The 13144-nt window shown below is 63.1% G+C and carries 15 protein-coding genes and 1 pseudogene; 10 read left to right on the plus strand and 6 right to left on the minus strand.

From position 1 onward, the window contains the following. Positions 1 to 41 precede the first annotated feature (41 nt). The 3 genes from FJ418_RS05935 (at position 42) to FJ418_RS31815 (ending at position 1690) form a co-directional block, all read left to right on the plus strand. Entirely contained in the window at positions 42 to 248 is a 207-nt protein-coding gene (locus tag FJ418_RS05935; RefSeq protein ID WP_246674071.1) for a hypothetical protein, read from the plus strand. A 98-nt stretch (positions 249 to 346) separates the two neighbouring features. Continuing rightward, a complete protein-coding gene (locus FJ418_RS05940) occupies positions 347 to 1492 on the plus strand; it encodes a hypothetical protein (protein ID WP_140864246.1) in 1146 nt (381 codons plus the stop codon). A 39-nt stretch (positions 1493 to 1531) separates the two neighbouring features. Continuing rightward, positions 1532 to 1690 (plus strand): hypothetical protein, encoded by a 159-nt coding sequence (locus tag FJ418_RS31815; protein WP_181166853.1) that lies wholly within the window; start codon positions 1532 to 1534, stop codon positions 1688 to 1690. A gap of 115 nt (positions 1691 to 1805) precedes the next feature. Here the strand turns inward: FJ418_RS31815 and FJ418_RS05945 are convergent, their stop codons facing one another. Next, entirely contained in the window at positions 1806 to 2543 is a 738-nt protein-coding gene (locus tag FJ418_RS05945) for a hypothetical protein (protein ID WP_246682950.1), read from the minus strand. Between the two features lie 159 nt (positions 2544 to 2702). Here FJ418_RS05945 and FJ418_RS05955 point away from each other — a divergent pair, with 159 nt between their 5' ends. Next, positions 2703 to 3998, plus strand: coding sequence for a glycosyltransferase (locus FJ418_RS05955; RefSeq protein ID WP_140864250.1), 1296 nt, complete (start codon positions 2703 to 2705; stop codon positions 3996 to 3998). A gap of 35 nt (positions 3999 to 4033) precedes the next feature. On the opposite strand, the gene dprA is transcribed toward FJ418_RS05955, so the two are convergent. From dprA to FJ418_RS05975, 4 genes are all read right to left on the minus strand, one after another. Next, positions 4034 to 5170 (minus strand): DNA-processing protein DprA, encoded by a 1137-nt coding sequence (dprA, locus tag FJ418_RS05960; protein WP_140864251.1) that lies wholly within the window; start codon positions 5168 to 5170, stop codon positions 4034 to 4036. Then, on the minus strand, positions 5167 to 5748 hold the full coding sequence (gene plsY, locus FJ418_RS05965; protein WP_140864253.1) for a glycerol-3-phosphate 1-O-acyltransferase PlsY: 582 nt from the start codon (positions 5746 to 5748) through the stop codon (positions 5167 to 5169). Before plsY ends, dprA begins: the two co-directional genes overlap by 4 nt. 187 nt (positions 5749 to 5935) lie before the next feature. Further along, on the minus strand, positions 5936 to 7222 hold the full coding sequence (locus FJ418_RS05970; RefSeq protein WP_140642782.1) for a dihydroorotase: 1287 nt from the start codon (positions 7220 to 7222) through the stop codon (positions 5936 to 5938). After that, positions 7219 to 8184 (minus strand): aspartate carbamoyltransferase catalytic subunit, encoded by a 966-nt coding sequence (locus FJ418_RS05975; RefSeq protein WP_140642779.1) that lies wholly within the window; start codon positions 8182 to 8184, stop codon positions 7219 to 7221. Before FJ418_RS05975 ends, FJ418_RS05970 begins: the two co-directional genes overlap by 4 nt. A 183-nt stretch (positions 8185 to 8367) precedes the next feature. Between FJ418_RS05975 and FJ418_RS05980 the strand changes: the two genes are divergently transcribed. The 3 genes from FJ418_RS05980 (at position 8368) to FJ418_RS05990 (ending at position 11061) form a co-directional block, all read left to right on the plus strand. After that, complete coding sequence (locus FJ418_RS05980; protein WP_140864254.1) at positions 8368 to 9996, plus strand: DNA alkylation response protein; 1629 nt, start codon at positions 8368 to 8370, stop codon at positions 9994 to 9996. Positions 9997 to 10162: 166 nt separating this feature from the next. After that, positions 10163 to 10720 carry a hypothetical protein gene (locus FJ418_RS05985; protein ID WP_140708760.1) on the plus strand — a complete coding sequence of 186 codons (558 nt, stop codon included), beginning with the start codon at positions 10163 to 10165 and terminating at the stop codon, positions 10718 to 10720. Next, on the plus strand, positions 10720 to 11061 hold the full coding sequence (locus tag FJ418_RS05990; protein ID WP_140642773.1) for a DUF6105 family protein: 342 nt from the start codon (positions 10720 to 10722) through the stop codon (positions 11059 to 11061). The genes FJ418_RS05985 and FJ418_RS05990 overlap by 1 nt, the downstream gene beginning before the upstream one ends. Here FJ418_RS05990 and ruvX read toward each other — a convergent pair. Beyond that, positions 11003 to 11485 (minus strand): Holliday junction resolvase RuvX, encoded by a 483-nt coding sequence (ruvX, locus tag FJ418_RS05995; protein ID WP_140642770.1) that lies wholly within the window; start codon positions 11483 to 11485, stop codon positions 11003 to 11005. The two genes, FJ418_RS05990 and ruvX, sit on opposite strands and share 59 nt — an antisense overlap. Positions 11486 to 11603: 118 nt before the next feature. Between ruvX and FJ418_RS06000 the strand changes: the two genes are divergently transcribed. The 3 genes and pseudogenes from FJ418_RS06000 to gatC all read left to right on the plus strand — a co-directional run bounded on the left by FJ418_RS06000 (position 11604) and on the right by gatC (position 13143). Continuing rightward, on the plus strand, positions 11604 to 12311 hold the full coding sequence (locus FJ418_RS06000; protein WP_140864256.1) for a metal-dependent hydrolase: 708 nt from the start codon (positions 11604 to 11606) through the stop codon (positions 12309 to 12311). Positions 12312 to 12341: 30 nt separating this feature from the next. Further along, positions 12342 to 12753: pseudogene (locus tag FJ418_RS06005) on the plus strand (hypothetical protein). 102 nt (positions 12754 to 12855) lie between these two features. After that, positions 12856 to 13143, plus strand: a complete 288-nt coding sequence (gene gatC / locus FJ418_RS06010) for an Asp-tRNA(Asn)/Glu-tRNA(Gln) amidotransferase subunit GatC (protein WP_140642765.1) — start codon at positions 12856 to 12858, stop codon at positions 13141 to 13143. Position 13144: the final 1 nt, after the last annotated feature.

Here is a 13144-nt window from a genome sequence, read left to right on the forward strand (position 1 = left end):
CTGTTTCCCTGTTGAAGGGACTGCAATTCGGGATGCAGAGAGTGGACGTATTAAATCTGGAACTGGATAGAGCCAGGCTGCGTGTCAAGCGCGCAGAGACATCGCTCAATCATGCAAAAGAAATGCTGGATGAAGAATGTGGCGTCGGGATCAATCTCGCGCTGTGCGACCGCATAAGGTCGGAGAAGAAGCGAGTGGCGGAGGCCAGAAAGCGGCTGATGAAGATCGCTTCGACCGCCTCAGCCTGATGGGGTTGACTTCCCCAAGACAAGGGCGATCCTGCCGCGTTGCCTTGTCCCTGGATAAGGTCGTGGTTAAACTCGGCGCCTCCGAGGGAGGTTCCAGGATGACACTCGACCTTTCGGTAGACGCTGAGGCCCCCAAGGCGACGACGCCGCCTGGCAAATATCTTTTCGGTCCGGTCGCCGACTTCCTCATGCTGGGCGGCAGCGCGTTTCTGATCCTGCCGGTGCTGTTCTTCGTGCCTCGCGCGTATGAAGGTCCGCTGGCCGCGACGATGGTCGTCGTGGCCTATCTGGTGAATTACCCGCACTTCGCCCACTCCTACCAGATTTTCTACCGCAATTTCGGCCGCAAGGCGCGCGGCGAGGGCTACGACAGAAGCCTGCAGCTTCGCTACATTTTTGCCGGCGTCATCGTGCCAGTGGTCATGGCCCTGTTCTTTGCCTATGGCGCGGCGACGTCGAACACGCGGCTGCTCGGCTTCGCGGCCAACGCGATGTTCTTCTTCGTCGGCTGGCACTACGTCAAGCAAGGCTACGGCATGCTGATGGTCGACGCCGTCCTGAAACGCAAATTCTTCGATGACCGGGACAAGAAGGTGCTGCTTGTCAACAGCTACGCGGTGTGGATCCTGGCCTGGCTGCAGACGAATACGGCTGTGACGCAGGGACAGTATTACGGCCTTCAATATTACACCTTCGCGGCGCCGTCCTGGATCACCGACATTGCCGTGCTGGCGGCCGTCGGATCGACGGCGGCCACGCTTTTGATGCTGGTCAACCGCTGGCGAAGGAATGGCGGCGGACTGCCTTACAACGGCATCGTGGCCTATGTCGCCTCGCTCTACCTCTGGATCCTGATCGCCAGGGTTAACCCGCTCTGGCTGCTCGTGGTGCCGGCGCTTCACTCGCTCCAATATCTGGCCGTGGTGTGGCGCTATCAGACCAATGTCGAGCGTGACGTCTCGGACGCCACGCGGGATCCGGAGCCGAAGATACTATCCTTGCTTGGGCCCCGCTACAGGTTGCGGGTGCTGGGGTTCATCATCGGCGGTGGTGCTCTCGGCTATCTTGGCTTCTGGCTGATCCCCTTCGTAATGACCGCCCTGATCCCGTACGACAGCCAGGTCCTCGGTTCCTCGCTGTTCTTCTTCATCGTGCTGATCTTCATCAATGTGCACCACTACTTCCTCGACAATGTGATGTGGCGCCGCGGCAATCCGGAAGTGTCCAAATACCTGTTCCGGTAGCGTGATCGCGCGGGTATCCCGATAGGCGAAGCCGAATGCTTGGAAGCCATATTGGATGCGGGCCTGCAGCGGTCTATCGGCGCTTTCCTGGTGGAGACCCATGACAGAATAGCGACCGACATTGCGGGCCGGCTCGATCGCATCAGGCAGCGCATCGCCGAAGACGACATCCGCGACATCAATCTGGAGTGGATTTGACATTCGCCTGCGTCGCGGCAATCCGGAAGTGTCGAAGTAACTGTTCCGGTAGAAGCGCGGTCAGGTTAGATCTCAGCGGTTCCCTGTGGCGCCAAGCGCTGGTCGCGGTGCATGACTATCGATCCGGCTGTGACATCAGGAGGCGAACGATCGGCTGGACATTGTCCTTGTACGTGATGCAGCGATCATAGATCCCCTTTGACACCCGATCTTGTCCGATCCGCTCCCATTCGGGCGTCTGGGCCGTCCAGTCGGGCTGCTGTGCTATGAGGCGCTCACGATGGAGACAGTCGGGGTCGCGAGCAAGAATCAGGCGCGCTTCATCGGCCAATGGAATGTAGTCCTCGATCGCGGCTTTCTTTCTTGCCTGAGCTGTTCGGTCCAGCTTGATTTCCAGCTGAACCGTGCCGGGCACGTTGGGTACGGCGGCCGAGCAAAGCTGCGGATGCCCCTTGCGTGTCTTTTGCAGCAGCATGTTCACGGCGCTGCCGAACACGAAGGCCAAGTCGTGCACCGGGTTATAGCCGTCAATGGCGTCTGATACGACCTGGACTTCCTCAGCGCTGTCAATGTCCGCGCTGATCCTGGCAAATATATCGAGAAAGAATGTTTGGTCGCCGGCCAAAAGAGCGCTGTACCAAGCTGTATCGGGTATTTCGCCGAAGACCGAGCCCGGCGTCCCCCCGGACGCCTCGACGACCTGGCGGGAATATTCGGTCCTGGCGCTCTGGCGGCCGCCGGACCCGTCGGTCAGAAGATAAACCCTTGGCTTGGCGATTTCGAGCCAGTGATGAATCCTGAGCTCGTGTCCCGGATGCGCGAGGATCAGCACATTTTGGAGGCTGCTATCCATGGAGTTGCTCCAATTTTTTGGTTGCCACGTGCAATCGATATCGGCGTTCTGCACCAGTGACACGCCACCGGGGAACTTGTTGGGCCGAATTGTTCTCACTAAGACATTGGCCGCATCTGCTGTCATCGACGATGGCGATCAGCCGGCAAGGAGCCTATCTTGCGTGTTCTCATCACCAACCTGTCAGTGGCACAAAATAGCGGAACGGAATCTGTCGTTGAATTGCTTGCCGACGGGTTACGCGCCGCCGGCCACCAAACGATGCTGCTCACTACAAATCTCGGCGATATGGCTGACAGAATGCGGCGGCGGGGCCATCACGTCGTCGATCGGGTTGCCGAGATCGTCGACAAGCCCGACATCATCCACGGTCAGCATCTGACGCCTTGCCTGACGGCCCTGGCAAGATTTCCCGACGTGCCCGCGATCTTTTCCTGCCACAGCTCGTTCTTCGAAATCGAGGCGCCGATGCCTCATCCCCAGATTTGCCATTGGATCGCAGTAGACGAGGCCTGCAGGGCGAAGTGCCTGTCTAGAGGAATTCCAGAAGACAAACTTGACCTCATCTACAACGCTGTTGATCTTGAGCGGTTCAGGCCTCGCCCGCCGCTTCCGGCTTTTCCCAAGCGCGGTCTGCTGTTGACAAAAAACTTTGATCATCAGCAAGCGGTGCGGGTGGCCTGCACCAGAACAGGTGTCCAGCTCGACGAACTAGGCCCCGCCACAAACCGGTATTCCAATCAGATCGAAAAGGACCTTCTCGCCTATGACGTCGTGTTCGCCACCGCGCGCATGGCCATGGAGGCCGCGGCGGTGGGCTGCTCGGTCGTGGTTTGCGATGCACGAGGTTTTGCCGGGATGCTCGATACCGGCAACATGGAAAGGTGGCGGCGGGCCAACCTTGGGGTGAGTCTACTTGACAGGCCAACCTCGGCAGAAAATTTGATGGCTGCGATCTCCAGCTACAATGCAGATGATGCTGCGACCGTCTCGGCCTACTTCCGCGACATGGCGGGCTCGTCCCACTTCATTGACGAGCATCTGCGCGTCTATGATCAAGTTTTGCATGCGGGACTTCGCGCGACGTCCGAAGAGGTGGCTCTGGGAACTGCGTCCTGGATCGAAGAAATTGCCGTGTCCATCCCGCATCGCAAATGGTTGCGAATTGTCAAGGAGATGCATGGCTGGCCGGACGCAATCGACCAACTGACGATGATGGAGCTGTTGCGTGCAAACACGAAGACGTTGGAAGGCAATTCCGCCTTGTTAACGGCACTGAGCCAATCGACTGCAGACCTGATCCAGGGCGGACCGGGCCATCATGCAATCCTGCGCCAAATAGACGATCGAGTTTCCCGGCTCTCGCGCTTCGTTGACGAAGTGAGCGGTCTCTACAACGGCATGGTGCCACTGTTCATTCGCAAGATGCTCCTCAGGATTCGTATGCGGGACTGATCACCAAGCGTTCTGTGACAATTATCGCAGCCAGTTCAGTTCCCTCCCGGAACCAGCGAAACATTCCCGCCAGCATGGCGTTCCAACCTTCCGGCGAGGTCGAGCTCCAGAAGCACCATGGCGATCTGCGCGGCGCTCAGTCCGGTATGGCGGATGATGTCGTCCACTGCGGTCGGCGTGGGCCCAAGCGCTTCCAGCACATCGGCGCGGTCGTTTTCGCCGGGCGGCGGCATGGCGGATATGTCGGGCGCTTCGGCAATCGGCGCGGTTCTTGGAGCCCGGGTGCCGGCAAGCGGCGCCAGCGCGCCGAGCACATCGGCGGCCTCGGTGACGAGCGTGACGCCGTCCTTGAGCAGAGCGTTGCAGCCGGCGGCGCGCGGATCGAGCGGCGAGCCCGGCACGGCGAAGACCAGCCGGCCCATTTCATTGGCGAGGCGGGCGCTGATCAGCGAGCCGGAGCGCTGTGCGGCCTCGACCACCACGAGTCCAAGCGCCATGCCTGCGACCAGGCGGTTGCGGCGCGGGAAATCCTGGGCGCGCGGCTGCCAGGCGAAGGGCATTTCCGAAACGATGGCGCCGCCACGATCGGCGATCTCATCGCACAGGCCGGCATTCTCGGACGGGTAGGGGACATCTAGCCCGCCGGCCAGCACGCCGATGGTGCCGGTCGAAACGCTGCCCTTGTGCGCGGCCGTGTCGATGCCGCGTGCTAGACCGGAAACGATGGCGTAGCCTTCGCGGCCGAGATCGGCTGCCAGCATGCGCGCCATGTTGATGCCGGCCAGCGAGGCATTTCGGGCGCCGACGATCGCCACCGCCGGCAGGCGGAAGACCGCGCCTTCGCCTTTCACCGCCAGCAGCGGCGGCGGATTGTCGAGGGTCTTCAGCAAGGGCGGATAATCGGCCTCGCCAATGCCGACGAAGCGGGCGCCGGCGCGCCGGGCGGCGTCCAGTTCGGCTTCGGCCTCGGCGACGGAAGGGATGCGAACGATACGATTGGCGCCGCCGGAGATCATCAGCTCGGGCAGCATTTCAAGCGCGGCTTCGGCCGAGCCGAAGCGGTTGATCAACTCGCGAAACGAGGCCGGGCCGACATTGGGCGTGCGGATCAGGCGAAGCCAGGCAAGCCGCTGCCGGTCGCTGAGGCGCGGGCCGGCGGTCGACGCGCTCATCCCTTCGCCCCGATCTTGCCTTCGGTGCCGGCCAGCAGCCTCGAGATGTTGGCATGATGCTTGATGATGACGATCAGGCTCATCACGGCGAACAGGCCGGCGATCTGCGGCGTGCTTATGAAATAGAGCGCGATCGGCACAATGACCGCCGCCGCCAGCGCCGCCAGCGAGGAATAGCGAAACAGGAAGGCCATTGCGAGCCAGACGACGGCGAAGACCAGCATGCCTTGCCAGGCAAGGCCGAGCAGCACGCCCAGATAGGTGGCGACGCCCTTGCCGCCCTTGAAGCCGAGCCAGACCGGGAAGAGATGTCCGAGGAAAGCGCCGAAGCCGGCCAACAGGCCGAAGTCCGGCGAAAAATGCCCGGCGACCAGCACCGCGGCCGTGCCTTTCAGCGCATCGAGCAGCAGCGTGGCGGCAGCGAGCCCTTTATTGCCCGTCCTCAGCACATTGGTCGCGCCGATATTGCCGGAGCCGATCTTGCGAACGTCGCCGAGCCCGGCCGCGCGGGTGATCAGGAGCCCGAACGGGATCGAGCCGAGCAGATAGCCGAAGACGAGCGCGACCGCGTAACCCATTGTTTCCCCCTTATTTCCTGTGCTCCGGCTGCTCGCTCCAGGATTGAGATACTGTGCGTTATGCAACCATGGTTTGCAAGAGCTAGCTCTGCTCAGGCATCAGTTGGTCATAATGGTAGAGTCGGGAGGGTTCGCCAAGCAACTCTGTGCAGGGGCAGGCTAGGCAGGGCTCAAAGCGGTGGGTGGTCTATGCGGAAAACACCGTGCGTCCCGCAACCATCGTCTGCAAGACCTTGCCCTGCAGGCGCGCGCCTTCGAAACAGGTGTTCTTCGAGCGCGATCGCAGACCGCTTTCGCTGACGATCCACGGCTCGTCGACGTCGACAAGTACGAGATCGGCCGGCGCGCCCGGCTTCAGCGTGCCGCCCGGCAGGCCGAACAGTCTTGCCGGCGCCGTGGACAGCGTCTCGATCAGCCTCAGCAACGGCACGTCGGCATTGTGGTAGAGCCGAAGTGCTACGCCAAGCAGCGTCTCCAGCCCGATGGCGCCGGCGGCGGCATCGGCAAAGGGCAGGCGCTTGGTGTCGACGTCCTGAGGGTCGTGCGAGGAGACGATGATGTCGATCGTGCCGTCCTTGATCGCCTCGATCATCGCCAGCCGGTCGTCCTCGGCGCGCAAGGGCGGGGTCAGCCGGAAGAAGGTGCGGTATTCGCCGACGTCGTTCTCGTTGAGCGACAGGTTGTGGATGGCGACGCCGGCCGTGACATTGGCGCCGTCGGTCTTGGCTCTGTTCACCGCGCCGGCCGCCATCGCCGACGAGATCTTGGCGGCGTGGTAGGCGCCACCGGTCAGCCGGGCCAGTGCCAGGTCGCGTTCAAGAGGAATGAGCTCGGCTTCGCGCGGGACGCCAGAGAGGCCAAGCCAGCTTGCGTAGAGTCCCTCGTTCATCACACCGGACGAGGCGAGGTCGGCATCCTGGGTTTCATGCGCGATCACACCGCCGAAATCGCGGGCGTAGGTGAGTGCGCGGCGCATCACCAGCGCATTGGCGATCGTGTGGCGGCCGTCGGTGTAGGCAACGGCGCCGGCTGCGCGCAGCAGGCCGAATTCGGTCATTTCGCGGCCTTCGAGGCCCTTGGTGATCGCGGCCGCCGGAAAGATGTTGACGCTTGCGGTGTCGCGTGCCGTGCGCAGCACGAATTCGACCAGCGCCACATTGTCGATCACCGGATCGGTGTCCGGCATCATGACGACGGAGGTGACGCCGCCCGCCGCCGCCGCCACGCTTGCCGAGGCGATGGTTTCGCGATGTTCGCCGCCTGGTTCGCCGATGAAGACGCGCGCGTCGACAAGGCCCGGAATGATCGTCTTGCCGGCGCAGTCGACGACGGCGGCGCCTTCCGGCACGCCCTGGTTCAATGCCGCCTTTCCGGCCGCGACGATTCTGCGGCCGTCGACGATGACGCTGCCAATCTCGTCGACGCCGCGCGACGGGTCGACAATATGCGCCTTGCTGAAGACGGTCACGCTCATGCGCCGCGCCCCTCATGGTTGCGGCGCGGGTCGAGCAGAGCTTCCATGACCGCCATGCGTACGGCGACCCCCATCTCCACCTGTTCCTGGATAACGCTTTGCGGCCCGTCGGCGATTTCGGAGGCGATTTCCACGCCACGGTTCATCGGACCGGGATGCATGACCAGCGCATCGTCCTTGGCGGCTTTCAGCTTTTCGGCATCCAGGCCGAAATAGTGGAAATATTCGCGGATCGACGGCACGAACGCGCCTTCCATGCGCTCGCGCTGCAGGCGCAGCATCATGACGACGTCGGCATCCTTCAGGCCCTCGGCCATCGAGCGCGCGACGATCACGCCCATCCTGTCGATGCCGGACGGCAGCAATGTCGAGGGCGCGACGACGCGCACCTGCGCGCCAAGCGCGTTCAAAAGCATGATGTTGGAGCGGGCGACGCGTGAATGCAGGATGTCGCCGCAGATCGCCACGATCAGCTTCGACAGCGGCCCTTTGGCGCGGCGGATGGTCAGCGCATCGAGCAGCGCCTGCGTCGGGTGCTCGTGCGCGCCGTCGCCGGCGTTGACCACCGAGCAGCCGACCTTCTGCGCCAGGAGCGCCGCCGCGCCGGCCGACTGGTGGCGGATGATGAGGATGTCCGGGCGCATGGCGTTGAGCGTCATCGCCGTATCGATCAGCGTTTCGCCCTTCTTCACCGAAGAGCTTGCCACCGACATGTTCATGACGTCGGCGCCAAGCCTTTTCCCGGCCAGTTCGAAGGACGATTGCGTGCGGGTCGACGCCTCATAAAACAGGTTGATCTGGGTTCGGCCGCGCAGCGTCGAAGTCTTCTTTTCCGATTGCCGCGAGATCGCCACGGCCTGGTCCGCCCGATCGAGCAGCAGCTCGATATCAGCGGGGGAAAGATCGCGGATGCCCAGAAGATGGCGGTGGGGAAAGAGCGGCAGGGACGAAGCGTCGGTCATCTCAAGGCGCTGCTATAGGGTGCGGTCCGGCCTGCCGCAAGCGCCAGCTTTGGATTGCGAGCGTTCTCCCCGGTATTTTCGTCGCGCGCCTTGCATGGCATGGGCTATAAGGCCCAGTGGCTTCGGATTCGCGACCGCGGCCTTGAAAATGATAGGACCTCCCTACCAGACGAAGGATTGGGCTTGACCGACGAGGTGATCAACCAGCCGCCGCCGTTGACGGGCGGTAACGCATGGCGGGGCGATCCGTTGCTCATCCAGCTTGCCGAGCGTTTTTCCGACCCCGTGCGCAAGGATCTCGACGGGCTTGGCCGGTTCGTGATGACGCAGGAGGCGCAGGAGCTCGCCCGCCTCGCCAACACCGACACGCCGAAATTGCGGACGCATGACCGCCAGGGCCGCCGCCTCGACCTGGTCGAATACCATCCGGCCTATCACGCCTTGATGCGCCGCTCGGTCGCCGGCGGGCTGCATTCTTCCGTGTGGGAAAACGGCGATGCCGAGATCGGCCGTCGCCATCAGGTGAGGGCGGCGCGCTTTTATCTGACCGCCGAGCTCGAGACCGGGCATCTTTGTCCCATCACCATGACCAGCGCCTCGCTGGCGGCCTTGATGGCAAGTCCGAAGCTTTTCCGCGAATGGGCGCCGCGCGTGACGACGCGCAAATATGACCAGACACAGAAGCCTCCGGTGCAAAAGACCGGACTGACGCTCGGCATGGGCATGACCGAGAAGCAGGGCGGCACCGACGTGCGCGCCAACACCACCAGGGCGGAGCGCACGGGAAGCGGGTTCTACCGGTTGACCGGCCACAAATGGTTCATGTCGGCGCCGATGTCGGATGCCTTCCTGGTGCTCGGTCAGGCGCCGGAGGGACTGTCCTGCTTCCTCGTCCCGCGCATCCTGGGCGACGGCTCCGGCAACGGCTTCCGCTTCCAGCGTCTGAAGGACAAGCTCGGCAACCGCTCGAACGCCTCGTCTGAGGTGGAGTTCGTCAACGCGATCGGCGAGATGGTCGGCGACCCAGGCGCCGGCGTGAAGACGATCATGGACATGGTGACGCTGACCAGGCTCGACTGCGCTGTCGCTTCGTCGGCGCTGATGCGGGCGGGCCTCGCCGAGGCCGTCCATCACACGCGTCATCGCCAGGTGTTCGGCTCCAACCTGATCGACCAGCCGCTGATGCAGCGGGTTCTGGCCGACATGGCGCTCGATGTCGCCGCGGCCACGGCGCTGTCGTTCCGGCTGGCGCGCTCTTTCGACGAGGCGGCAAGCGATCGCGGCGAGGCGGCCTTTGCCCGCGCCATGACGCCTGTCGTCAAATACTGGGTCTGCAAGATCGCGCCGCAGCTGCTTTACGAGGCGATGGAATGCCTTGGCGGCAACGGCTATGTCGAGGAAGCGCCGCTTGCCCGCTATTACCGGGAGGCGCCGGTCAACGCGATCTGGGAGGGCTCGGGCAATGTCATGGCGCTCGACGTGCTGCGCGTGCTTGGCCGCGCGCCCGGCCTGTTCGAGGAGGTGCTAACCGGCATCGACCGCGATCTCGGCACCGGCGGGCGCGGCACCATCGGCGTGCTGAAAGCCGCCATGCAGGTCGCCGCGACCGACCAAGGCTCGGCGCGGCTGCTCACCGAACAGCTGGCGCTTTCGGCCGCCGCGGCGGAGCTTCGCAGGCTGGGGGCAGGGCGGATCGCCGACGCCTTCGTCGAAACCCGACTCGGCGGCCAGTGGCGCACCACCTACGGCATGCTCGATTCGCGCCACGACGCGCGCATGATCATCGACACGCTCTATCCGCCGGTGACCTGATCCGGCTTTTCGGCATCATGCCCCAAAGGCGGATTGCCGATCTGTGGATAGCTGTTAACCTTAACAAATGGTTTCCGTTGCGGCGAACCGTTGCAAAGCCCAATCTCCGCTTGCTGGAGTAGGGAACGGTTAACCATGACCCCCGAGCTCCGCCAGCGGGAAGCGTATGCGGCACGTGTTGAGCTCAGTTCTGGCCTTGCATTGGGCGGTGGTTTTCGCCCTGCTTGCCTATATCTGCATAGACGGCAGCCGCGGCATAGCGGCGGCGCTTGGCGTGCTCGGCCTCTCAGTCCAGGGGAACCGCTTTCCGCAGTTTGAAAATGCCGTCGTGGTCGCGCCGCTTTCGGTCGCGCTGTTGACCGTCGCGGTGCTGTTCTGCTGGACCTTCGTCGAAACGCTGCTCAACGCGGCGGCAAGGCCGGACGCGGGCGAGAGCGTGGCGCGGATCGCCTTCATCTCGGCATCTTTCCTGCTTTCGCTGATCCTCATCGGCGGCGTGGCGCAAGGCGTCGACGGCCTGTTCATGATCGTCGCCATCCAGATGACGGCGCTGCTTGCTTCCTACGTCGCCGTGCTGGCCGAACGCCGCTCCACCTTCGCCGCAATGAATTTGCCGGAGGGCGATGTTCGTGCCGCCTCGCGCATGGCGATGGGCGCCGCGCACAGCTCGCTCCTTTCCCGCATATCCGGCCGTCCGGAACGCAAGCCAGGAGGCAGCCGCTGATGCGCACGCTGTTCGCACTCTGGGCCGCTCCGATGGCCATCTTCTGGGGATGGTTCTTCCTGTCGCTCAACGACATGAATTTCGGCTATGTGATGCTGAGCCGCCAGTTGCATGATTTCGTCTTCGAGCTCTATGGCCAGATGCTGGGCATCGATCCGGCCATTATCCCCGGCATGGTGGCGCGGACCTGCATTTTCGACTTTTTCCTGCTGATGGGGCTTTGGGCCTTCCGCCGCCGGCGCAACATCGCCGAATGGATCAGGCAGCGCCAGCAGCGCGATATCAGCTCCGATCGGCTCGGCCGAGCGACTGAAGCCGGTCCAACGCTCCCTGCAGAATAAAGGCGGCGGCCGCCGAATCGATCTTGCCGGCGCGCTTCTTGCGCGAGAAATCCATCTCGATCAGTGTGCGTTCAGCAGCGACCGTCGACAGCCGCTCGTCCCACAGCACGAAGGGCAGGTCCGACAGCGGCGCCATGTTGCGGACGAAGGCGCGCGATTTCTGGGCCCGCGGTCCTTCCGAGCCGTCCATGTTGACCGGCAGGCCGAGCACGACGGCGCCGACGTTGTCCTTCTCGAACTGAGCGAGCAACTGGGCGGCATCGAGCGAAAACTTCTTGCGCAGGATGACCGGGCGCGGATGGGCGAAGGACAGCCCGCGATCGGAAACCGCCACGCCGATCGTCTTGTCGCCGAGATCGAGCCCGGCGAGCGTCCTGCCGCCGGCAAGCCGTTCCGGCAGTTCCTCGATTGAAATAATGCCCAACGGCTTTTTCCTGACATCCGGGCGTCACACATTCTTTTGACGGTGAGAAGCGCCGCGCTACTTTCAATTTGCCGGGAGCGTTCTATCTTCCGGCAACGGAAAAATCGAGGAAGCATTCATGAAACTGACCTGGTACGGACATTCGGCATTCCGCGTCGAGACCAAGGACGCCACCATTCTCATCGACCCCTATCTGGTCGGCAACCCGTCCTGGACGGGCGGCTGGGAAGGGCCGGCTGAGGGCGTGACCCATGTGCTCCTGACCCACGGCCACAACGACCATGTCAGCGGCGCGGTCGAGGTGTTGAAGAAAAGCGGCGCCATGCTGGTCGCCAATTTCGAGATCTGCATGTATCTCGTCGGCCAGGGCGTCGGCGGCGACAAGATCAATCCGGGCAATCTCGGCGGCACGGTCGATTGCGGGCCGTTCACCACCACTTTCGTGCAGGCGTTGCATTCGTCCTCCTTCGGCGGCGAAGGCGGCACGAACACCTATCTCGGCAATCCGGGCGGGCTTGTCCTGCATTTTCCCGAGGACAAGACGCTCTACCACATGGGCGACACCGACATCTTCTCCGACATGGGGCTGATCAACGAGCTGCACGAGCCGAAGATCGGCATCGTGCCGATCGGCGACCGCTTCACCATGGGCGGCGCGGTGGCGGCGCTTGCCTGCCGCCGATTCTTCGGCTTCGACACAGTCGTTCCCTGCCATTTCGGCACTTTCTCGATGATCGACCAGACCGCCGACAAGTTCGTCACCGGCATGGAAGGGTCGGGCGTCAAGGTAGCGTTGCCGGAAATAGGCAAGGCGATCACGATCTAGGTTTCTCCGTCAGGAATCTGGAATAAAATCATGGTCTTGAGACAGACTCTTTGCGTTTCGATGCTGGTCGCGGCAACGCCGGCGCCGGCGGCCGACGATTCATCGAGGGCTGCAATCCGAGGATCTCTGCGACAAGGCCAAGAACGAGACGCTGCAGACCGTGATCGACGCCGGCAACATCGTGCTGACGGCTGAGGGATTGCAAGGGGTCGAGTACTATTGCGAGTTCCTCCAGGTCAGCAAGGCACGCAGCGCGCCGAGCTGGGCCGTGACCGCGATCTGCCGGGAACCCGACCATGTGTTTCCGGACGTGCTTTCGGTCACCCCGGTAAACGCAAAACAGATCGACCTTGTCTCGGTCCGGCCGGTCGACGATGAGGGTGCGCGGTCCGGCAACGGCGGCAGCTACTATCATTGCGAAGGCGTGGCGCTGCCTCAGTAGCCGAGCGGGTGGCCGCGTGCCGACCGCTCCGGCATCATCCATGTTGCGCGCTGAGCGCGGCGCCGCTATAGCCCGCACTGGCTTTCCCGAGGCGAAAAGAACATGTCCGTTGATCTCCAGACCGTGAAGCGCGTCGCGCACCTTGCCCGTATCGCGGTGAGCGAGCAGGACGCCGAGCGCATGACCGGCGAATTGAACGCCATCCTCGGCTTCGTCGAGCAATTGAACGAGGTCGATGTCTCGGGCGTCGAGCCGATGACCTCGGTCACGCCGATGGAGATGAAGAAGCGCCAGGATGCCGTGACCGACGGCAACAAGGCCGCCGACATCGTCGCCAACGCGCCGGCGACGGAAGAGAACTTCTTCCTCGTTCCGAAGGTGGTGGAGTAGG

Origin of the sequence: Mesorhizobium sp. B2-8-3 (assembly GCF_006440815.1) — a bacterium.
Lineage (GTDB): Bacteria > Pseudomonadota > Alphaproteobacteria > Rhizobiales > Rhizobiaceae > Mesorhizobium.